Raw genomic sequence first — 21,709 nt, forward strand, 5'->3', positions numbered from 1 at the left:
CGTCCGGCAGCGCCGCGGCGCATGCACGGCGGAGAAAAACGGTTCGCCAGCCGGCGGGCGGGGCTTCAGGCTGACAGAATGCGCGTGAGTTTCTGCCGGCTCGACGGCCCGAAGGGCGGCGAAGGCGGCTCTGTCGCCACCGTCGAACGCCCGGACGGCGTGTCGCTGCGGATGCACTCCTACGACCGGACGTTCAGTGTGCCGCACGACCTGGCGCACTTCGTGGCCGAGCACGAGTTCAGGCTGCGCCGGGGCGTCTGGGGCAGCATCGCCGCCGGGGCGATGTTCGGCAGCATGTCCGTCGTGGCCGGCCGGCTCCGCCACGACAGTCATCAGCGTTCCCGTGACCTGAAGCGGGCCAACCAGCGCGAGATCCGGCTCGCGGAGATCGTCGCCGGCGCCGTTCACGGCGCGGTCGAGCAGAACGTGCCGCCGAACCCCGCCGACATCGCGTCAGCGTGGCAGCTCTACCGCACGGACGCCCCGTCCTTCCCGCCGGACCTGCCGGCGCGCGCCACCGCTCGGCTGAACGTCCTGCGGGCGGTCTGGCAGGCCCTGCGCCCGGACGAGTCGATCGACCTGGTCTGGACGCTTCCCGTCGAACCGCCGGCGACAGCCGCTCGGCGCGGCGGGCAGGCGGCTCGCACCGCCCGATCCCGCTGATCTCCGGAGACGCCTTCGGCCTCGCCTGTCGGCAAGGAAACACGATCCGTTCTCCTCTCACGCGGTGACCGTGCTGATCTGCGGCATCGTCCGGTCGCGCTTCCCGCTCGGGCTGGACAACGGGCAGGCGCCGGCCATCCGGCTTCGCGCGCCGGCGGTACGATCGCGCCGATCGCGCCGATCGCGACCGGTGCGTCACGCAGCCGACCCGGCGGTGTGACAGCTGGCGGTGGGCAGCAGGCACGTCGTCCTGGCACGCACGGGGGGTTCCATGACAGACGAGGTGAGGCGGCTTCGCCGGCTCCGGGTGGAGGACGTCGCGGAACTCGCGAACGTCTTCTACGAACCGCGGGCCGCCGACCAGTTGCTCGCGCAGGCCGGTTTCAGCAGGGGCGCCCTGCCTGCCGGTTACACCGCGGCCGCTCGGTGGGAGGCGGTGAACGACGCCCTGGGCGATGGCCTGGTGGAAGGCGGCCGGCTGCGGATTCTCGAGCTGGCGCAGCGGCTCTACCCGGCGAACACCGTTTTCGGGGCCGGCCTCGCCGAGGCCCGGCGCGCAGAGGTCCGGCTGACGGCCGGCGACGCCGACGCCGACGCCGACGCCCGGCCAACGAGGCCCGAGAGCCGCCACGGCACCCGCGGCCGGCTGCCCCTGCCCGGCACCGTCATCGTGCTCGACGCCGTCGGTTACAGCCGCAACGGTGTCATGGTGCAGCTGGGAATCCGCGACGGCCTTCGCGACATCGTCAACGACGCACTTGCCGACGCCAGGATCCCCGCGTCGGCCGTCACCCGTCAGGACACCGGCGACGGCCTGGTAGCCGTGGTCTCCGGCGACGTCCCGAAGGCGGTGATCGCGGCGGATTTCGTCGAGGAGGTACGCCGTGGCCTGCGCAGCTACAACCGGACTCGCACCACGTCCGGCCGCATCCGGCTGCGGCTGTCCCTTCATCACGGTGACGTCGTCAAGGACAGGACCGGCTGGGCCGGGGACGCGGTCATCGTCGGCTGCCGACTGATCGACTCGCCGCCCATCCGCGCCGTGTTCACGGCCAACCCCTCGGTGAATCTCGCGGTCATCATGTCGTCGGAGTTCTACGGCGACACCACGGCCCAGGAACTGCTCGGGCTGGATCCGGGCGCCTATCGCGAGGTGGACGTCCGGGTGCCCAAGTTCAGCGGAACAGCATGGCTCACCGTTCCCGGCGAGCGCCTCTGGACGCTTGAGGCGCCCGATGACGGAGACGGCATCCCCGCCCCGACCCCGGCCACGAGTACCGCCGGGGCAGGCAGCGGCGACACCCTCCCCGACAACGCGGTCCGATGGGACTTCCTGATCGCGGCGGCCGAGGAGGACGAGGGCTGGGGCGCGTGGATCGCCCACGCGCTGGAGAAGGACAAGGCCTACAAGGTCCACATCGAGACCTGGGACATCCAGGCGGCGGACAACGTCACCTGGCAGCTCCAGGAAGCGATGGCGGTCGCGGAGCGGACCATCGTCATCGTCTCGGCGAACCTCGCGGCCCACCCGAGGGCCCAGGCTGTCTGGATGGAGGCCTGGCGCAACGACCCCGCCGGGCAGGGCCGCTCGGTGGTCCCGGTCATCGTCGGCGACTACCAGCCGGCGGGCCTCCTCGCCGGAATCAAACCGATAAGGCTCAGCGGCACGGATTCCGGCACGGACGAGAAGGAACTCCGCGAGCAGATCCAGCGGGTCGTCGACGGCCACTACCGGCCGCCCACGCAGCCCCCCTACCCCGGCGTGACCAACACCTGACGCGACCCACCCGGCCTGCGACGAGCCGTCCTGCCTGAACGGGGCACGGCGAACGGAGGCGTCCGGGGGCGGGCCCGGATGCCTGTCCCCCGGTTGCCCCTGTGGCTCCGCTGGCTCCTGGTGGTCTCCGAACCAGCGGACGCGGGTCCGCCCACGGCTCCGGGGAAGTCCTCTCCTGACCGAGCCTGTCGCGAGGAAGCACCAAGCGCCCCCGCCGTCGCCGTCGCCGTCGAGCGCACGGCCCTGCCTGGCCGCGTTGTCCATGCCCGCCGGCAGTCGGCAACGGGCGAGCTTCTCGATGCCAGCTCAGCTGACGGTGACGCCATGGCCGAACCCGCCGCACCCCGCCGCACCCCGCCGCACCCCGTGCAGATCATCCTGAAACATAAGGGCAGTATCTCGACCGACTAAGTTGACAAACGGCTGACTTAACTGCTTCAGTGAGCGGGTCAAGGCGCCAGCCCCGTCCCCTCGGGTGCACCTCTTCACCGCGCAGGGCGCCGCGCGGCATTCCACCTCCACGAGGAGTCCTGTGTTCACGCCTGCCCTCCGGGCCGGCCGGGGTCGGCCGCGCCGCACGGTTGCCCTGGCAGCCCTGTCCGCTCTTCTCGCCGTCAGCGCACTGGCCGCCTGCGGCTCGGACGCCGGCTCCGGCTCCGGCGGCACGGCGGCCACACCGGCAACCAGCTACCCGACGACCATCCCGGCCGACACGGAGCTACGCGTCGGTGACCAGGGGACGCTCAAGCCCGCCCTCGACCTGTCCGGTCAGGGCACCGGCACGCCGTACACCGTCGACTGGTCGACGTTCGCCTCCGGCCCGCTGCTGCTGGAGGCGTTCCGGGCGAACGCGGTCGACGTCGGCTACGTCGCCGACACCCCACCGGTGATCGCCGCCGCCTCCGGCCAGGACCTCGCGGTGATCGCCGCCTGGCACAACCCATCGGGGCAGCTGGTCCTCGCCACCAGGCCGGGCAGCACCATCCGCTCGGTCGCGGACCTGAAGGGCAAGAAGGTCGCCATCACGACCGGCACCATTCTGCAGGCCTATCTGCTGCGTTCGCTGGAGTCCGTGGACCTGCAGCAGAAGGATGTCGACGTCGTCAGTCTGGCGGTCACCGACATCCCCAACGCGCTCGCCCGCGGTGACGTCGACGCCGGTGTGACGGCCGAGCCGCTCGCCACGACCTACCTGCAGGCCAATCCGACCGCCCGCAGGGTGGAGGGCGCCGACGCCTCTCCGGTCGTGCAGTACCTGATCACGACGCACAAGGTGCTGTCGGACCCGGCGAAGCAGGCCGCTCTCGGTGACTTCGTGGGGCGCTGGGTGAAGGCCGTCTCCTGGCGAAACGGCCACGCCGACGAATACATCGACAGGTACTACGTCGAGCAGCTGAACGTTCCGCGTGGCACCGCCAAGCTGCTGGTGGACACGAGTGTGCCGTCGACCTTCGTCCCCATCGGCCCGACCAGTATCGGCGGCGCGCAGAAATTGGCCGATCTCTTCTTCAGCAGCGGTGTCCTTCCCCGGAAGGTCGACATCTCCAAGGTTTTCGACGTCCGTTACAACTCTGCCGTACAGGAGGCCCAGCAGTGACCATCGCGAACGAGACCGAGACCGCATCCGCCGTCGGCCTTGATGTCCGCCCGCTGTCCGGGTACATCGGCGCCGAGATCTTCGGCGTCGACCTGACGGAGCCGCTCGAGCCCGCGGTCGTCGCGGAGATCCGGGCAACACTGCTGAAGTGGAAGGTCGTGTTCTTCCGCGACCAGCATGTCACCCCGGCCCAGCAGATCGCGTTCGGTCGGCACTTCGGCGAGGTCACCCCGGGGCACCCGACGCTGCCGACGCTCGAGGGCCACCCGGAGATCTTCCCGCTGGACTCGCAGGCCTACTCGGCCGGCCTGAAGAGCGGGTTCCAGGTCCGCAGCCTGTGGCACACGGACGTCACGTTCGTCCACAACCCGCCGATGGGCTCGATCCTGCGCGGCGTGGTCATTCCGCCCTACGGCGGCGACACCCAGTGGACGAATCTGGCCGTCGCGTACGAGACGCTTTCCGAGCCGCTGCGGAGCTTCATCGACGGTCTGCACGCGGTGCACGTGAACCAGATCCACCTGGAGCGCGGCGACAGCAGCCAGCTGCAGAAACTGTTCACCAGCACGCGCTACGAGACGGTCCACCCCGTGGTGCGAGTGCATCCGGAAACGGGCGAGCGTGTTCTCTTCGTCAGCCCGAACTTCACCCAGCGGATCGTCGAGCTGTCCAACACCGAGAGCCAGCAGGTCCTCAACCTGCTCTTCAACCACCTGGCAACCCCGGCGTACACGGTCCGGTTCCGGTGGCAGCCCGACAGCATCGCGTTCTGGGACAACCGGGCGACCGCCCACCTCGTCCCGACCGACTACGGCCACCTGGACTTCGACCGGGTGATGCACCGGATCACCATCGCCGGTGACATCCCGGTCGGTGTCGACGGCGCTCAGTCCGAGGCCCGTGAGGGCGGGTCGTTCTCGTGACCTCGCTCGCGTTGGGAAGCCGTGGCGGCGCCGACGATGTCGGCGCCGCCCCCGGCTCCACCGCTCCCACCGCCACCGCCGCTGCTTCCACCGCCACCGCTCCCACCGCTTCCGCTTCCGCTTCCGCGGCCGCCGCCGCTCCCGCCACGGGCGGGCCGGGCAGCGTCACGCTGGCGCTCGCCGACCCGGACCGGCCACCCCGCCGGCCGGTACCGAAGTCGCTGCGTCGGCTGCTCGGCCCGGCGCTGCTGGTGGCGATCTGGCAGGTCGGCTCGTCCACGGGATGGATCCGTGAGGACGTCCTCGCCGGGCCGTGGACGGTGCTGCACACCGGCTACTCCCTGGCAGCCGACGGCACGCTGGGAGACAACCTGGTGATCTCGCTGCGGCGGGTCGCGCTGGGACTCGCGCTCGGTGTCACCGTCGCGCTGGTGCTCGCCCTGGTGTCCGGGCTGTTCCAGCTCGGCGAGGACCTGGTCGACGCGCCCGTGCAGATCCTGCGCGCGGTTCCCATCCTCGGCCTGGTGCCGCTGGCGATCGTGTGGTTCGGCATCGGTGAGGAGGTGAAGGTGTTCCTGGTCGCGCTGGGTACCGCGTTCCCGGTGTACATCAACACCTTCGCAGCGATCCGCGGCGTCGACGGTCGCTTCGTGGAGCTGGCCCACACCGTCCGGCTCGGCCGCCTCGGGCTGATCCGCAGGGTGGTCCTGCCCGGCGCCCTGCCGGGGTTCCTCGTCGGCCTGCGGTTCGCGCTCACGATCTCGTGGCTGATCCTCGTGGTGAGCGAGCAGATCAACGCCTCCAGCGGAATCGGCTATCTCATGGACCAGGCCCGCACGTTCGGCCAGACCGACATCATCGTCGTCGGCCTCGCCGTCTACGGCATCCTCGGGCTGCTCTCCGACGCTCTCGTCCGCCTGCTCGAACGCCGCACCCTGGTGTGGCGCCGCGGCCTGGAGGCCAGATGACCACCGCCCCCGCCACAACGGTGCCCACCCCGACCGCGACCGCCCCGGCGGCAGCTGCCCCGGCGGCGACAGCTCCGCAGGCGCGTGCGGGCGACGGCGCCTCCCAGCCCGCCGTGCGCGTCCGCGGCGTGCGTCGCGAGTTCGCCGGGCGCGAGGTACTGGCCGGCATCGATCTGGACATCGCCGCAGGCGAGTTCGTCGCGCTGCTCGGACGGTCCGGTTCGGGCAAGAGCACGCTGCTGCGCATCCTCGCGGGGCTCGACTCCGACGCCACCGGGCAGGCAACCGTTCCCGAACGCGACGCGGTCGTCTTCCAGGACCCGCGGCTGCTGCCCTGGGCCAGGGTCCTGGACAACGTGCAACTGGGCCTGCGGCACCGGGACGCCCGCGCCCGGGCTACCGCGGCGCTCGCCGAGGTGGGGCTCGGCGGCAGGGAACGGGCCTGGCCCGCGACACTGTCCGGCGGGGAGGCCCAGCGGGCGGCACTCGCCCGGGCGCTGGTCCGCTCCCCCGGCCTGCTGCTGCTCGACGAACCGTTCGGCGCACTCGACGCGCTCACCCGGATCCGCATGCACAGTCTGTTGCGTGACCTGTGCCGCCGCCACCGGCCGGCCGTGCTGCTCGTGACGCACGATGTCGACGAGGCGATCCTGCTCGCCGACCGGGTCGCCGTCCTCACCGACGGCCGGCTCTCCCTGGACGAGCCGGTCCGGCTCGGCGGGGCACGCCACCGAGCCGACCCGACATTCACCGCCCTGCGCGCCCGCCTGCTGACCGAGCTCGGCGTCGTCGACGACGAGGCGAGCGAGGGTGACGGGCACCAGGCCGAATACTGTTAGTCATGCTGCCAGCATCGTCGTCCGTCCCGTCGCGGCCTGTCCTGTCGCCGCCCGTCCCGTCGCCGTCTGCCCCTTCACCGCCCGTCCCGTCGCCGGAGCTGACCTCGGTCGAGGCGGGGCGGGAGACGGACTCAGAGCAGGAGACGGACTCAGGGCGGGAGATGGCGGCCTCCGGACCGCGGTCCCAGGAGGCACGGCTGCGGCTCCTGCTGGCAGCAGAACGGCTTTACGCCGAGCACGGCCTGGAAGCTGTGTCGCTGCGGCACATCTGCCGGGCCGCCGGCAACGGCAACAACAACGCCGTGCAGTACCACTTCGGCAGCGAGCGGGGCCTGCTCGAGGCGATCGTCGCCCACCGGGTCCCGCCGCTCGACCGGCGGCGGGCCGAGCTGCTGGCCACGTTCCGCGCCCACGACCAGGACAGGACCGTCCGTGGGCTGTTCGACGTCCTGATGCGCCCGCTGGCGGAGGAGGCCCGCCGACCGGGCAGCCACTACGTGGGCTTCCTCGGCCGGTTCAGCTCCCATCCGCCGGCCCGTCACCCGTGGTGGGCCGGCGGCAGGCCGGCAGGCCCGGTCGGGCACGAGGTGTCCGTGGCGATCCTCGACCAGCTGGCAGGGGTTCCCGGCCCGCTGCGGACGCTGCGGCTGGCGCACCTGGTCCGCCTCTGCCTGGCCGCACTCGCCGGGTTCGGTGAGCTCCGCGCCGCAGGCACCGGGGAACCTGCGTTTCCAGGCACCGGCGGCGACGTCTCCTACGAGGAGTACGTCACCGACCTGTTCGACATGGCCGCCGCGGCGCTCACCGCACCCCCGTCCACGCCGGCCCGGCTCGGCCTGACTGACTGTCCAACGGTTCAGGCGCCTGGTCACGAAGCCGGGTGATCTCGGTCTGGTGATGTCAGGCCGGCGAGCAGGTGACGACGGCGCCGCGCAGCTCGTAGCTCATGAGCCCGTCGCACCAGGTCATGTCCGGGGCGCGTTCGAGGCGGATGTCGGGCAGGCGCAGAAGCGCGTCCAGGAACACCCGGGTCTCGGCGATCGCCACCTGCGCACCGGGGCACCGGTGGCTGCCGTCGCCGAAGCTCATGTAGGAGCCGACCACCTTCTCCCGGCCGGCACGATCGGGGTCGAGGGCGTGCGGGCAGGCACCCACCGTCTCCGGGTCGACGTTGGCGGCCCGGATGTTGACCGCGACCAGCTCACCCGCCCTGACGGCGTCCACTCCCAGGTCGGCGTCCTCGGTGGCGCGCCTGTGCAGCATCGCGGCGACCGGCTCGAGGCGGAGGATCTCCTCGAGGATCGCGACCTGGTCGGCCTCGTCGCCGGCGATGAAGCGGGCGCGCAGGGCATCGTCGTCGAACAGGTGCCAGGCGCACATCACGATGAACTCACGGGTCGTCACCATGCCGGCCACGGCGTAGGTCATGCACTCGATGAGGATCGCCTTGTCCGGGTAGCCCTCCTCGATCAGATGGGAGATCACATCCTCCTGCCGCTGCTCCCGGCGGGCTCTGATCGCGGGGCGCACATCGTGGAGGAGGAAGCGGATCCCATGCACGGCGGTCACGGCCTGCGCCCCGAAGCGGACGACGGGATGCATGCCGCGTAGCCGGGTGCCGAGCAGGGTCGCCTGGATGCGTTTCGCCATACCGGCCTGGTTGCTGTTCGTCAGGCCGACGATCTCCGCGGCGACCGCGACGGCCAGCTTGTAGCTCAGCTCGTCGAGCCGCCCCGTCCCGTCGGCCCGCACCCTGGTGAGCAGCTCGTCGGTGGTGCGCTCCATGACCAGGCGGTGGCGGGAGCTGATCGCCTTCGGGGTGAAGAAGCGGGCGATCGACGTACGTCGCCGTCGATGGGTGTCGCCGTCGAGGAAGAAGACCGGGCAGAACTCGTCATCCGGGTTCATCTGGTCGGAACCCGCGCCGGCCTGGCGCATCTGGCCGCTGCGCAGGATCTCACGGCCCACCCGGAAGTTGCCGACGACCCGCGCACCGGCATCGGCGTGCACACGCTGGGCTGCCAGGGCCGCCGACTTGCGGTCGTCGCGCGTGGGGTCCATCGGACCCGCGGAGAGCTCCGAGGTCGTCACGCCGCCTCCAGAAGTGCCGAACCAGTGGATGTCACCGATGACAGTCGCACCGCCCGCCATTTCATGCAAGAGGTCTTGCATGAGATAGCGGACGGGTGGAGGCCGCCTGGGACGACTCGGGCCGGTCCAGCCGTCCCGGCGTCGCCCTGCCAGATGTCGCCGACCCGACTCGCCACGCCACGGCTCGGCTCGGCTCGGCTCGCCAGCCCACCTCGCCGGCCTGACCCACGCCTGCCGGTCAGCCGACGCCGTCGCTGCAGATACGTTCCCTGACCACATCGAAGGCATCTCCGGCCGCGTTGATCTGGACGATCGCGGCGCAGGGGTTGGATTCTCCGGCGTTGTCACGGAAGCTGACCGGGGAGATCAGGCCGCCCGCGTCATAATGTGTGACGTTGCGCAGCGCGCTGATGAAGACCTCACGGGTCGGGCAGGAGCCTGCCAGCTCCAGGCCCCGCAGAAAGATGTCGGTGTAGATGTAGCCGAACATCGCCATCTGTCGATCAGGCTGCCCGATCTCCGGAGCGAACCTGGCGACCGCCTCGCGATAACGGTCGATGGCGGCTCCACCAGCCTCGAAGGGGCGGAAGTACACGGGAAACGACAGCCCGGAGATCTTCGGGCCTGTGGTGGCGAGCAACTGCCGGTCATAGCCACTCAGCGCCACGCTGGCGGCGAGGTCCAGGTGTTCATCGCGAGCGGCCTGCATGATCGCGGCCAGATCATCCAGCGTCGAAAGTCCGATCAGCGCGTTCACTCCCTTCTCCGCGAGCTGCCGCACCGTGCGCACGGGGCTGTCGCTCGCCGCGGAGAAAGGAACCAGTTCCGAGGCGACACCGACCGCGCGCAGTGAGTCCGTGTACTTCGCCGCGAGCTCCAGCGTCGACGGTGCCGTGCCGGTGATGACGATGCCTGCCCTGGTCCCGCCGGTCGACCCGACGTAGCGGGCAACGGCCCCGGGTGAGTCCGTGTAGATGAAGCTGAACATGTTCGGATGCGCGGCCCAGGTGGCCTCGGCGGCCAGCCCGACAACCGGCACCTGCTGCTCGTCAAGCTGCACCATCGCGTCGTTGAGCGTCACCGTGGCGGCGACGAGTCCGAACACGGACTTCTTCCCGACGAGCTCCTTCACAGCACGTGCGTTCCGAGAGAGCGAGGTCTCGTCATCACGCATGACGTACTCAATCCTCCGGCCGTGGATACCGCCCTCCTCGTTCGCCAGCCCGAGTCGCGCGTCGACGCCGGCGCGGGACGGAGACAGCGCACCACTGCCCGCGCCGGAGTCCGAGAAAACAAAGCCGATCCTCACCTCGTCGGCAGACACACCGGGGCTGTTACAGGCGACCGCCTCGCTACCGGTGCTGACTGTGGAGCAAGCAGCAATCGCGGTGACGAAGATGACGGCCGCCATCGCTAACGGACCGATCGGACCCTTCGCACGCATGGTTCCTCCCGGGAGATTCCGGGCGGCTGTCAGGTTCGCTGGTCGCGAGGTTCCGCCCAGGCAAAACGCAGGCTATGGCGGCAAAGTACCACCTTTAAACCAAAATCCGGACGTGATGTGCGAACCCAGGCAGGCGACCAGCCATCGACTTTCACCACGGTCGCCCGCCGCCCGGAAGGCCTCGGCCGCGGCCGGTCGGCCGGCGGAGCCGATCGACGAGACCGGCCGCCGGAGGCCCGGCGGAGCTGTCTGCGCGCCGACGAACCGGACCATTCGTCCGCCTGGGCCCATACGGTAGCGGTATGGGGGTCAGGCGCACGGTCCTGGCGAGCATGCTCGCCGCTGTACTCGGGAGCAGTCTGCTGGCGGGATGCGCCGGGCTGGAGTCGACGACCGCCGGAGACGGCGCTGCGTCCGCGGACCAGCAGGCACCCGCCGGGAGCTGTGGAGGCCCCGTCGAGACGGTTCAGGACGTCGAGGCGATCATCTCCGAGCCGGCGGGCTGCCCTGGTTCGGTGAACACCTACTGGACCGGCGAACTCGGTAGGCAGTGGACGGCGCCCCGCTACATCGCCTACCGCGACGGCGAGATCCCCCCCATCGCCTGCGCGGCCGGCGAATCCGACCCGGCCGCGTTCGCCAGCAACGCCCTCTACTGCACGGCCGACGACACCATCGCCTACAGCGTCGACTTCATGACCGAGCTGCACGACGTCGGCGGCCCGTCCTACCCGATGTACGTGATCATGCATGAACTGGCCCATCGGGCGTCCACCCTTTCCGGCCGCGTCGGAGTCGTGTCCCGCGCGGAGGAGAACCAGGCCGACTGCCTCGCCGGCAGCCAGGCACGCCTCGCCACCGACGCCGACCGGCTCGACCTCGGCGACGCGTTCTCCGGCGCCCTGCTGTTCTTCAACCTCGGCGACACCCGTGACCGTGGCTGGTTCGACCGCGAGACCGCCACCTCGGACGGCGCCCACGGCACGCCCCGCCAGCGCGCCCAGGCGTTCGCCTTCGGCTACCTGCGCGACAACGACACCTGCTTCCGCCTCGGCGAATCACCCACCGGCAGCGTCACCTTCTGATCGTCGGGCAGCATCGTCGGGCAGCGCGGCACGACCCTGCATCGGGGCGCAGCACCCCCGATAGGGTGATCAGCCATGCCGGCACAACCTCTGCAGGACATCCTCGAACCAGGCTGGGCGAAGGCCCTGGAGCCGGTGGCGGACCGCATCGCCGCCATGGGTGACTTCCTGCGCGCGGAGATCGCGGCGGGGCGCAGCTACCTGCCGGCGGGCGAGCATGTGCTGCGGGCTTTCCAGCAGCCCTTCGACGACGTCCGCGTCCTCGTCGTCGGGCAGGATCCCTACCCGACTCCGGGCATGGCCATCGGGTACAGCTTCGCGGTCGCGCCCGAGGTGCGCCGGCTACCGGGCAGCCTGGTGAACATCTTCCAGGAACTGTCCGCGGATGTCGGCGTGCCCAGGCCCACGAACGGTGACCTCACGCCGTGGACCCGGCAGGGGGTGCTGTTGTTGAACAGGGTGCTGACGACGGCGCCGCGCCAGCCGGGTGCGCATCGGGGCAGGGGCTGGGAGGACGTCACCGAGCAGGCGATCCGCGCTCTGGCAGCCCGCGGCACCCCGCTGGTCGCGATCCTCTGGGGTGCCGACGCGCGTAGCCTGCGCCCGTTCCTGCCCTCCACCCCGACCATCGAGTCCGCCCACCCGTCGCCGCGCTCCGCGGACCGTGGTTTCTTCGGCTCCCGGCCCTTCAGCCGCGCCAACGACCACCTGCTCGGCCAGGGTGCCCAACCCGTCGACTGGCTCCTTCCCTAGCATTCCTGGCAGGGCCGAGGCCGAGGGCTGCGTGGGGCTGCCGGCATGCCCCGGCCGCGTCAGGCCGTGGCCGGGGCATCAAGGTTGCGGCCGGTGTCGGGGGCGAACAGGTGCAGCTGGTGGGCGTCCAGCCACAGCTCGGCCTTCTCGCCCTCACGGATCCGGCTGGTCGCGTCCAGCCGGGCGACAACCTGCTCCGCTCTGCTGGACAGGTCGACCGTGCCGGCGTCGTGGGCCAGCTCGTCCAGGTCGGCGGTCCGGGCGCGCCCGCCCGCCAGCGTGAAGTAGGCGTAGCTGTCGGAGCCGAGCCGCTCCAGCACGTCCACCATGACCGTGAACCGCAGTCCTGGACGGTCCTTTACCTGCTCCAGGGCCGCGTCCTCGAAGTGCTCGGGCCGCACGCCGACGATCAGCGAACGGCTGCCGTCCGTCGTTCCGTTCCAGCCTTCCAGCAGCCGCCGCTGCCGCTCGTCCGGGACGATCGTCCCGAGGGGGGTGCGAAGCTCCCCCTCCTCGACGGTCGCCGGCACGAAGTTCATCCCGGGTGAGCCGATGAAACCGGCGACGAACACGGTCGCCGGCCGGCTGTACAGCTCGGTCGGCGTGCCGACCTGCTGGATCCGCCCGGCTCGCAGCACCGCCACCCGGTCGCCCAGCGTCATCGCCTCGGTCTGGTCGTGGGTGACATACACCATCGTCGTGCCGAGCCGGTTCTGGATGCGGGAGACCTCGGTGCGCATCTGTACCCGCAGTTTGGCGTCCAGGTTGGACAGCGGCTCGTCCATCAGGAACGCCTTCGGCGAGCGGACGATGGCGCGGCCCATCGCGACCCGCTGCCGCTGCCCACCGGAGAGCTGGGCCGGCCTGCGGTCCAGGTGTTCGGTGAGGTCGAGTACCCGGGCGGCCTCCTCGACCTTCCGGTTGATCTCCTCCTTCGGCCTTTTCGCCAGTGCCAGTGCGAAGCCCATGTTCTTCCGCACCGACATGTGCGGGTACAACGCGTAGCTCTGGAACACCATGGCGATGTCGCGGTCCTTCGGCGCCAGGTCGTTGACCACCTTCCCGCCGATCCGCATTTCGCCGGAGGAGATGTCCTCCAGGCCGGCGATCATGTTCAGGGTGGTCGACTTCCCGCACCCGGACGGGCCGACGAGGATGACGAACTCACCGTCCGCGATGGAGAGGCTGGCGTCGTCCACCGCGAGCCGGCCGTCGGGGTATCTCTTGGTGACGTGGTCGAGAACGATGTCCGCCATGGCCGGGCCTATCCCTTCACCGCGCCGGAGGTCAGCCCGGCGACGATCCGACGTTGGAACAGCAGGACGAAAACGATGATGGGGATGGTGATGACGACGGCCGCCGCCGCGATCGACCCGATCGGCTGGGCGAACTGCGACGCACCGGTGAAGAACGCGATGGCGGCCGGAACCGTCCGCGACTGTTCCGTCGACGTCAGCGAGATCGCGAACAGGAAGTCGTTCCAGCAGAAGATGAAGACGAGGATCGCGGTGGTCACCATGCCCGGCGCGGCCAGCGGGGCGATGACCCGCAGGAACGCCTGCCGCGGGGTGGCTCCGTCGACCTGTGCGGCCTTCTCCAGATCCCAGGGAATCTCCCGGAAGAAGGCCGACAGGGTGTAGATGGCCAGCGGCAGGGAGAACGTCAGGTAGGGGATGATCAGCCCGATCCAGGTGTCGAAGATACCGATCTGGCGCCACAGGTTGAACAGCGGACTGACCAGGGAGATCTGCGGGAACATGGCGATCAGCAGGGCCAGGCCGACGAGCAGTCGCTTGCCGGGGAAGGCGAGCCGGGCGATCGCGTAGGCAGCCATCGCGCCGAGTGCCACCGCGAGCACGGTGGAGATGAGCGCGATCCCCAGACTGTTCAGCAGCGCCCGGGTGAAGAGGGACTCGCCGAAGATCTCCCGGTAGTTCTCGAGGGTCCACTCCCGCGGGATGAAATGGCCGTCGGTGATGCTGCCCGGGGTCTTGAAGGACAGCGACACCAGCCACAACAGCGGCACCAGCGACAGTGCGACGATGACAAGGTTCGCGGCCGACCAGCCCGCCAACGCGGTGCGGTCCCGTGACGGGCGCCGGGCGGCGCCCGCACGGCGGCCGGCGGGGGCAGGGGTGGGAGCGGCGGCGGACGAGGTGACGGTGGTCATCAGCGGTGGTCCTCCCCACCAGGCGCGGCGGCTCCGAATCCCCTGACGAACACGAACGCCACGAGCGCGACGACGAGGAAGATGAGCACCGACAACGAGGAGCCGACGCCCAGGTTCAGCGCCGTGAACAGGTTGTCGTAGCCGAGAATCGATACCGACCGGGTGTCGTACGCCCCGGCGGTCAGCACGTAGATGCTGTCGAAGATGCGGAAGGCGTCCAGGACCCGGAACAGCAGCGCGACCAGGATCGCCGGTTTCATCAACGGCAGGATCACCCGGATCAGCCGCTGCCAGGCGGTCGCCCCGTCCACCTTCGCCGCCCGCAGCAGGTCCTCCGGGACGAGCGCCAGCCCCGCGAGCAGCAGCAGTGCCATGAACGGCGTCGTCTTCCACACCTCCGCCAGCACGATCACGCCGATGCCCTGGACCTGCTCGGTGAGCGGGGCGGCGTCCCCGAACAGACCGGAGAGGTAGCCGGTGTCCGGCGTCCACGCGTACCGCCAGCCGAAGGCGGCGACCACGGTCACGATCCCGTACGGGATCAGGATCACCGTCCGGATCAGGCCGCGGCCGATCATCGCCCGGTGCATCGCCAGCGCGAGCGCCAGCCCGAGCACGAACTGGATCGCCACCGAGATGACCGTGATGACCGCCGTCACCGCGAGGGCCTGCCACCACAGCGACGAGGACAGCACCGTCCCGTAGTTCGCCAGCCCGACGAACTCGGAGTCGGCGGGAAACCGCAGGTCATAGCGCTGCAGCGACAGGTAGACCGCGTACCCGACGGGATAGGCGGTCACGGCCAGGATGACGATGACCGCCGGCGCGCACAACACCCAGCCGAGCCGGCGTTCGGCCCGTGCCCGCGCCGACAGCGGCGCTCTCCCCCGCCTCCCCCGCCTCTTCGCTTCGTTCCCCTGTCTCTCCGTCTCGGGCGAACCGCGCCCGTTGCCGCGCTCCGCTCCGTCCACAGCCACGGTCACGGCACCAGTCCCTTCGACTCGAGGGCGTCGGCGATCGCCCCGCGCAGCTGCGAAAGCCTGCCGGTACTCGCCGAGGAGGGCGGTGAGAGCGTGTGCGCGATCTGCAGCGACACGCTCTGGTAGGCCGGCGTCTGCGGCCGCACGCTGGCGTTCTGCAGCGCCGTGTAGATGGCCGCCGCGAACGGGTAGCCACCGTCGATGAACCTCTGGTCGGTGTAGAGATCCTCGAGAGTCGGCGGAAGCCCGCCGTCGATCGCGTTGCGGATCTGGTTGTCCCGGCCGGTGATGCACGCGATCGCGTCGGCCGCCTCGGCCTGGTGCCGGCTGTGGGCGCCGACCGCCAGGTTGTAACCGCCGATCGTGCTGTGGGACGGCTGCCCGGGCACCAGCGTCGGCCACTGCGTCCAGCCGATCTGCTCCGCCAGCTCCGGGTTGTTCTGCCGCGCAGACGGATAGATGAACGGGTAGTTCAGCTGGAAGGCGGCCGAACCCGTTTCGAAGGCGAGCCTGTTGTCGTCCTCCCGCTGGTTCGACCAGGACGGGTCGGCAGCCGGCGAATCCGCCAGCGCCCGGATCGCCTCGACGGCCCGCTCCGCCGGTGCGCCGAGCTCCACCTCGGTGCCGTCGTCGTTGAGGATCTGCCCGCCGGCCGATGCCACCAGCGAGTTGAACAGCACGGTGTAACCCTCGTACTGCGCGCCCTGTACCTCGACGTAGTGCGGCTTGCCCTCCTCCGCCAGCCGCCGGGCTGCCGTCAGCATCTCGTCCCAGGTGCGCGGCGGCTGCGGAACCAGGTCCTTGCGGTACCACAGGAGCTGGGCGTTGGTGTTCAGCGGCACCGCGTAGAGCTGATCCTCCCAGGTGCCGGTCTCCACCGCGGCCGGCAGCATCCCGTCGGTGAGCGTCCTGGCCTGCGCCGCCGGGAAGGGCATCGCCCAGCCGGCTTCGGCGAACTCGGCGGTCCAGGTCACGTCCAGCGCCAGGATGTCCATCGACGAGTCCTCGGCGGCGAGCCGCCGTACCAGCTGCTGGCGCTGCCCGTCCGAATCGTTCGGCAGCACGTTCACGCCGATCGTGTACCGCCCGTTCGACCCGGCCGAACAGTCCGCGGCCGCCTTCGCGAACGCACCGGACGACTCGTTGTAGACGTACCAGGTCAGCCGAACCGGGCCGGCGCCGCCTCCCGCACCGGAACCACCGCAGGCGCCCAGGGCCAGCACCGCCGCCAGCACCAGCGCTCCCACCCCGACCACCGCGGACCGACCGCACCGGCGCTTCGGGATACCGCTGCTCGGAGCATCACGGCTCGGGGCACCACCGGCGGATCCGGCTGTTCCCGGGTCGCGGCCGGGATGCCGGCAGAGATCCTGACAGAGATGCCGGCCGGCTCCATGAGGTTCACGGGGTCGACGGGCTCGTCTGATTCCCATAGGCCGTTTTCACCACCCCACATCGAGCCGTCGAAAGCGACTCGTGGACAGCAGACGTTCAAAGCCGGACGGTGCCCGGCCACCGCACCGACAGTCGCATCACGTCGGCCTCGGACCGTGCATCCGCAGGTCGGCCGACCTGCGGTGGCTCGGCCATTCCCGGGCACATGACGACGTAAACGTGCCGTCCCGGGAGCATTCCGGGCAGCGTACTTCCCGCCGCATTGTGCGGGTCGCACGGAAACCCATGTCGGGGCCGCCGTCGGGTGGCGGCGCCACGCTGTCGGACGGACCGGACCGGAACGGAACGGAACGGCGGTCGGGAAGGCCCGCGCCGCGGGCAGGCGGGCGGAGTCGGCCGGTGGCGCCCAGGTTCGTCGGAGTCCCGTCAGCTGACCGACAAGGCAGGACCCGTCCCCTGCCGAGGGAAAGCGCCGTACGATCCCGGCGTGTCGGTTTCGCCTCCCGCCGCGCCGCGAGGCCGCGCAGACAACAAGCCTCCCGCCGCCCCCGCAACGAGCCCGCCCGCCGCTGCGGCAGGTCAAGGACCGGCCTCGCTCGCGCACGCGCGGCTACCGCTGCTGTTCTCCGCCGTCGGGCTGGAGAGCACGACAGCGGTCGTCGCACCGTTCATCGCCGGAACGTTGGGCGCCGCGCCGATCGCGCTCGCCGGCATCGAGGCGGCGGGGCGCGCCGGCGGTACCGCGGCCCGTGCCGGCGCGACGAAGCTCGCCGACCGCCGGCCCGGCCTGCGCGGGCCGTTCGCCATTGCCGGGAACGCCGGGCTTGCGCTGGCCGCCGCCTTCCTGGCCGGCAGCAACGCCGTGTGGCAGGCCGGGGCGTGCCGGTCGGGATCGTGGGTGGCCCGCGGGCTGGGTACCCCACCACTGCTGGAGGTGGCGAGCTCGACCTCCGCTCCGGGCCAGCTCGGCGCCCGGCTCGGCTTCGAGCGCTCCGTGGGAGCCCTCGGCGCCGCCTTCGGCGCGCTCGCGGCAGCACTGCTGCTGGCCTTCGTCGAGGTGCGGACAGTGATCCTGCTCGCGCTGGTCCCGGTGGTCGCCGCGATCGCGGTGAGCGCGCACGGCACGCTGAGCGGGCGGAACGCGCTCGACCACGGTGCCGCGGCCCAGACCCGGCCCGAGCTCGCGCTGCTGCGCCAGCCGGCTCTGCGCCGGCTCACGCTCGGCATCACCTGCTACGAGGCGTCCAACATCGCGGCCGTGCTTCTGCTGCTGCGCGCCAGCAAACTGCTGCCCGACGGCGCCGGACGACTCAGCCAGCTCCAGGCGGTGGCCGTGCTCTACGGCCTGTTCCACCTTTCCTCCGCCGCCGCAGCCGTGTGGGGCGGCCGGCTCGCCGACCGCTTCGGGGCCGGCCGGGTGATCGCGACCGGCGCGGCCCTCCTGCTCGGCGCCTATGCCGGTTTCGCCTTCGCCGGCGAGGGTGACCTGACCACGATGACCGTCTGCTTCCTGCTCGCCGGCACGGCCGCCGGCGCGGTCGACGCCGCCGAGTACACCGGCGCCGGGCGGCTCACCCCACCGGAGACACACCGGGCGGTGTTCGGCGCGCTCGCCGGACTGCAGAGCGCCGGCCGGGTCGTCGCGACGATCACCGCCGGCGGACTGTGGACGCTGGTCGGCCCCGAGGCCGGGCTGCTGGTCTGCGGGCCGCTTCTCGTCCTGTGCGTCGCCCTGTTCACCAGAGGCACCGACCGCCCGCGGTGACCGGCTGCCGTGGGCCCGCGAACCGGACGCGGCCAACGGCCGCCGCTACGCCGCCGCTACGGCGCGAGCAGTGCGACGACGTCGGCGGCCCGGGGGGTCCGTAGCCGCACCTCCACGGTGCCGGACCTGACCGGACTGAACTTCCCGGCGTCGTAGGCGAACCGCACCTGGTCCGGGGATTCGAGACCGACATCGATCGCGGCCAGAAACGGCCCGGAGAGTGGCACGTCAATGTTTTTTCCCCGCCCGGCCCAGACCACAAGACGGATGGCGGTCACCGCAATCGCACCGGTCACAGCCTCCTTCCGCCAGTTGGACCGCTGCCCGGGCGCCCGATAATGACGATAGGTGATCGATCCGGGCAGGCCCTCCGCCAACAGAACCAGCTTTTCCGCTTCGAGTGCGTCGCGCAACGGCGCGGGCAGCTGACCCGCGCCGAGCAGAATCCGGCGCAATGGGTTCATGCGAACATCGTAGGCGGGCGGTGAACGGAAGTCTCCCCGTCAGGTGCCACTTCCCCGTCCGGTACCGCTACACGCTGCTGTCGCGCTCACCGGCGTCCTCCGAGAAGCACACCGCGGCTCGTTCAGCGTGCGGGGGGAGTCAGCCGGTACACGGCGCCGGCGGCGTCGTCGGTGATGTAGACCGCCCTGTCGGGTCCTGCGATCGCGGCTACCGGGCGGCCCCAACGGGAGCCGTCCGCGGCCTGGAATCCGCCTAGCAGGGTCTGCTGCCCGCCCAGGTCGCCGTCGCGCCAGGGGAAGAACGACACCTCCGGGGCCCGCGGCGGCGACGCGTTCCACGATCCGTGTACGCCCACCAGTGCACCGGAGGCGTAGTCGCCCGGAAGGTCCCCGTCGACGAACGACAGGCCGAGCGGTGCGGAATGGCCGGGCAGTGCCTGCTCGACCGGCGGGAGTGCCGCGCAGTCGAGCAGCTGGCCGTCCGGGTTCAGCTGGACGTCACGGGCGAACGGCACGTCGGAGAAGTCCTGGCGCGAACCGCGGACACCGGGGTCGACGTCGGCGTCGGGGTTGCAGTAGGGCCAGCCCAGGTTCCGCCCTGGGGCGAGTTTCGCGAAGGGCTCGACCGGATGGTCCCGGACATACTCGTCGATCACTCGCCCCTGCGCTGATCCCGAGTCGTCGCCGTAGGGGCGGTCGTACGGGAACGGGATGTTGTCCCGGTTGTTGACCGCGGTCCAGACCGCCCCGTCGGGGGCGACGGCGAGGGCGGTGCCGTTGCGGACGCCCACGGCGAACGGCTCCGGTGGCCCGCCGCCCGGTGGCACCCGCAGGATCGAGGCCCGCGGTGGTGTCGCCGTCAGATCATCGACGCTGATGTTGCCGGTCGACCCGACGGAGACGTAGACCGATCCGTCCTGGCCCACGGCGACGCTTTTCAGGGCATGGGCGTATCTTCCGCGCAGGTCGGGGCTGCGGGCGTTGGGCAGGTCCGTGACCACAGGGCGCGGGTTCGTGGCCTGTCCTTCCGCGTAGGTGTAGGCGTCCACCCGGTCGCTCTGGGCGACGTACAGGGTCGAGTCGGCGAACGCGAGGCCGTGCGGCTGGTTCAGTCCGGTCAGCAGCGCGGACACGGTCGCGGTGCCTCGTCCGTCGGGCTCCAGCCGGGTGACGGTGCCGTTCTCCGGCACCGAGACGAGCAGGGTGCCGTCCGGAGCCCAGGCGGCATGCCGGGCCGAGGGGACCCGGGCGAACACGGACAGGGTCCAGCCGGGGGGCACGAGCGCCTGTCGCTGCGTGTTCAGCGGCGCGGCGTCCATTCCCGCCGGGATGGCGAGGGTCACCGGTACCAGTCCGGACGCGGCAGCGGAGGGGGCCGCCACACCCACCTCACTGCCGGTGATCGGAGCAGGAGGGGGCGAGTCCGACCCGCAGGCCGCCACGAGGAAGGCGACAGCCACCGCCAGCAGCGGAAGGCGTCCGATCGTCATACCGACTCCTTTGACGGGGCTGGCGGCAGTCAGTCGTCGACGGCCGCGGAGGGGACGGTGCTGATCGGTATCTGTGCGGACGCAGTGCCGTGCCCCTGCTGCTCGTCGCGTTCCCGGCTTGCAGCCCAGCTCGCCAGCAGCGCGAACTTCTCAGCGGTCGCGGTGCCCGGCGGGGGGCTGTACGTCACGATCAGAAGGCCGGCTTCGCCGGCCATCTCGAACACGTCGAACACGACCTCTGTCAGACCGACGACGGGATGCCGGAACGACTTCACTCCGGTGCGGTGCTCGTGCACGTCCTGGCGCGCCCAGTCCTGACGGAACTGCGGGCTGCGGGTCGACAGCTCGCCGATCAGCGCGGTGAGTTCGGTGTTCAGGGGGTTCCGACCGGCCTCGAGGCGCATTATCGCCGCCTGCGTGCGGCGTACCCCTGTCCAGTCGACGAAGTAGTCCCGGGAACGCGGGTCGAGGAAGACGAACCGAGCGATGTTCGGCACACCCTCGGTGTCGAACAGCGGTGCGTACAGCGCCCGTCCCATGAGATTCGCCGCGACAATGTCCTGGCTGGTGTTGTGCACGATCGCCGGGACGGTCATATGGTCCAGCACCCGTTGGACCGAGGTCCGCACCGAACTGGCGACCGGTCTGCGGCTGCGCGCCGACGCGGTCGTCGGGGCCGTGCGCGCCAGGTCGAACAGGTACTCCCGCTCGGCGTCGGTGAGCTGCAACGCCCGGGCAAGCGCGCTGAGCACGCTCTCCGATGCCCCGGAGAGGTTCCCCCGCTCGAGCCGGGTGTAGTAGTCGAGGCTGACCCCGGCGAGCATGGCGACTTCTCCCCGGCGCAGACCGGGCACACGCCGCCTCCCGAAGCCGTCGGGGATGCCGGCCTGCTTCGGCGTGATGTTGGCGCGGCGGGAGATCAGGAACTGCCGCACCTCGGCCTTCGTGGTCATGGCACCCACGCTAGAGCCGCCATCCGGCTGCTGGGAGATTCCCTTGGAACCCCCCTCCCGACGCCTACGTCGGCGTCGAGGCCGGGCGCCGGCGGATCGAGCAGGCGGTGTTCCGCTGCGACGTCGAGCAGACCCACCTGGCTCGCCATCGACGCCCAGACGGACCGGCCGGTGGTCGGCGTACGGACTCCTCGCGCCGTCCCGCTCGTCGATCCGACCCCGGATCGACACCACGCCGTCCAGATCGATGGCCGTCAGACCCGGGACGCGGCACGCTGCGTCCCGTCGGGTTAGATCCCGCTTCCGCCGGAGATAACCGGACTCGGCACCGACCGCGGCGTCCACCGAGGTC

The 21,709-nt window shown here is 70.9% G+C and carries 19 protein-coding genes; 10 read left to right on the top strand and 9 right to left on the bottom strand.

Annotated features, from left to right (window positions below; all coding sequences use genetic code 11):
• The first annotated feature begins 78 nt into the window (after positions 1-78).
• The 7 genes from CC117_RS29540 (at position 79) to CC117_RS29570 (ending at position 7,651) form a co-directional block, all read left to right on the top strand.
• Positions 79-663, top strand: coding sequence for a hypothetical protein (locus CC117_RS29540; protein WP_241830541.1), 585 nt, complete (start codon positions 79-81; stop codon positions 661-663).
• 271 nt (positions 664-934) lie between these two features.
• Positions 935-2,440, top strand: a complete 1,506-nt coding sequence (locus CC117_RS29545; protein ID WP_131803158.1) for a TIR domain-containing protein — start codon at positions 935-937, stop codon at positions 2,438-2,440.
• A gap of 532 nt (positions 2,441-2,972) precedes the next feature.
• Complete coding sequence (locus CC117_RS29550) at positions 2,973-4,037, top strand: aliphatic sulfonate ABC transporter substrate-binding protein (protein WP_071090298.1); 1,065 nt, start codon at positions 2,973-2,975, stop codon at positions 4,035-4,037.
• Positions 4,034-4,960: a TauD/TfdA dioxygenase family protein gene (locus CC117_RS29555; RefSeq protein ID WP_071090301.1), complete on the top strand. Its 927-nt coding sequence runs from the start codon at positions 4,034-4,036 to the stop codon at positions 4,958-4,960. Before CC117_RS29550 ends, CC117_RS29555 begins: the two co-directional genes overlap by 4 nt.
• Positions 4,957-5,928 carry an ABC transporter permease gene (locus CC117_RS29560; protein ID WP_084133006.1) on the top strand — a complete coding sequence of 324 codons (972 nt, stop codon included), beginning with the start codon at positions 4,957-4,959 and terminating at the stop codon, positions 5,926-5,928. The genes CC117_RS29555 and CC117_RS29560 overlap by 4 nt, the downstream gene beginning before the upstream one ends.
• Positions 5,925-6,767, top strand: a complete 843-nt coding sequence (locus CC117_RS29565) for an ABC transporter ATP-binding protein (protein WP_071090304.1) — start codon at positions 5,925-5,927, stop codon at positions 6,765-6,767. The genes CC117_RS29560 and CC117_RS29565 overlap by 4 nt, the downstream gene beginning before the upstream one ends.
• A 161-nt stretch (positions 6,768-6,928) precedes the next feature.
• Entirely contained in the window at positions 6,929-7,651 is a 723-nt protein-coding gene (locus CC117_RS29570; RefSeq protein ID WP_084133007.1) for a TetR/AcrR family transcriptional regulator, read from the top strand.
• A 16-nt stretch (positions 7,652-7,667) separates the two neighbouring features.
• Here CC117_RS29570 and CC117_RS29575 read toward each other — a convergent pair whose 3' ends face one another.
• Together CC117_RS29575 and CC117_RS29580 are read right to left on the bottom strand one after the other, a co-directional pair.
• Positions 7,668-8,858: a cytochrome P450 gene (locus tag CC117_RS29575; RefSeq protein WP_071090352.1), complete on the bottom strand. Its 1,191-nt coding sequence runs from the start codon at positions 8,856-8,858 to the stop codon at positions 7,668-7,670.
• Positions 8,859-9,096: 238 nt separating this feature from the next.
• Positions 9,097-10,302: an ABC transporter substrate-binding protein gene (locus CC117_RS29580; RefSeq protein ID WP_071090307.1), complete on the bottom strand. Its 1,206-nt coding sequence runs from the start codon at positions 10,300-10,302 to the stop codon at positions 9,097-9,099.
• 302 nt (positions 10,303-10,604) lie between these two features.
• On the opposite strand from CC117_RS29580, the gene CC117_RS29585 reads away from it, so the two are divergent.
• Both CC117_RS29585 and CC117_RS29590 read left to right on the top strand, forming a co-directional pair.
• A complete protein-coding gene (locus CC117_RS29585) occupies positions 10,605-11,387 on the top strand; it encodes a neutral zinc metallopeptidase (protein WP_071090310.1) in 783 nt (260 codons plus the stop codon).
• A gap of 75 nt (positions 11,388-11,462) precedes the next feature.
• Positions 11,463-12,140 carry a uracil-DNA glycosylase gene (locus tag CC117_RS29590; protein ID WP_071090312.1) on the top strand — a complete coding sequence of 226 codons (678 nt, stop codon included), beginning with the start codon at positions 11,463-11,465 and terminating at the stop codon, positions 12,138-12,140.
• A gap of 59 nt (positions 12,141-12,199) precedes the next feature.
• On the opposite strand, the gene CC117_RS29595 is transcribed toward CC117_RS29590, so the two are convergent.
• The 4 genes from CC117_RS29595 to CC117_RS29610 are packed head-to-tail and all read right to left on the bottom strand — an operon-like array spanning position 12,200 to position 16,537.
• On the bottom strand, positions 12,200-13,396 hold the full coding sequence (locus tag CC117_RS29595; RefSeq protein WP_071090315.1) for an ABC transporter ATP-binding protein: 1,197 nt from the start codon (positions 13,394-13,396) through the stop codon (positions 12,200-12,202).
• Positions 13,397-13,404: 8 nt separating this feature from the next.
• Positions 13,405-14,310, bottom strand: coding sequence for a carbohydrate ABC transporter permease (locus CC117_RS29600; protein ID WP_241830542.1), 906 nt, complete (start codon positions 14,308-14,310; stop codon positions 13,405-13,407).
• A complete protein-coding gene (locus CC117_RS29605; protein ID WP_084133008.1) occupies positions 14,310-15,293 on the bottom strand; it encodes a carbohydrate ABC transporter permease in 984 nt (327 codons plus the stop codon). Before CC117_RS29605 ends, CC117_RS29600 begins: the two co-directional genes overlap by 1 nt.
• Positions 15,290-16,537: an ABC transporter substrate-binding protein gene (locus CC117_RS29610; RefSeq protein WP_071090361.1), complete on the bottom strand. Its 1,248-nt coding sequence runs from the start codon at positions 16,535-16,537 to the stop codon at positions 15,290-15,292. Before CC117_RS29610 ends, CC117_RS29605 begins: the two co-directional genes overlap by 4 nt.
• Before the next feature lie 635 nt (positions 16,538-17,172).
• Here CC117_RS29610 and CC117_RS29615 point away from each other — a divergent pair.
• The gene (locus CC117_RS29615; protein ID WP_071090318.1) at positions 17,173-18,450 is read left to right on the top strand and encodes an MFS transporter; all 1,278 of its coding nucleotides are present in this window, start codon (positions 17,173-17,175) and stop codon (positions 18,448-18,450) included.
• Between the two features lie 56 nt (positions 18,451-18,506).
• Here CC117_RS29615 and CC117_RS29620 read toward each other — a convergent pair whose 3' ends face one another.
• The 3 genes from CC117_RS29620 to CC117_RS29630 all read right to left on the bottom strand — a co-directional run bounded on the left by CC117_RS29620 (position 18,507) and on the right by CC117_RS29630 (position 21,702).
• Complete coding sequence (locus CC117_RS29620) at positions 18,507-18,914, bottom strand: hypothetical protein (protein WP_071090321.1); 408 nt, start codon at positions 18,912-18,914, stop codon at positions 18,507-18,509.
• A gap of 122 nt (positions 18,915-19,036) precedes the next feature.
• A complete protein-coding gene (locus tag CC117_RS29625; protein ID WP_071090324.1) occupies positions 19,037-20,404 on the bottom strand; it encodes a PQQ-dependent sugar dehydrogenase in 1,368 nt (455 codons plus the stop codon).
• A gap of 29 nt (positions 20,405-20,433) precedes the next feature.
• Entirely contained in the window at positions 20,434-21,702 is a 1,269-nt protein-coding gene (locus CC117_RS29630; RefSeq protein WP_116287928.1) for a helix-turn-helix transcriptional regulator, read from the bottom strand.
• Between the last annotated feature and the right edge of the window lie 7 nt (positions 21,703-21,709).

The sequence above is a fragment of the Parafrankia colletiae genome (assembly GCF_001854655.1).
Lineage (GTDB): Bacteria > Actinomycetota > Actinomycetes > Frankiales > Frankiaceae > Parafrankia > Parafrankia colletiae.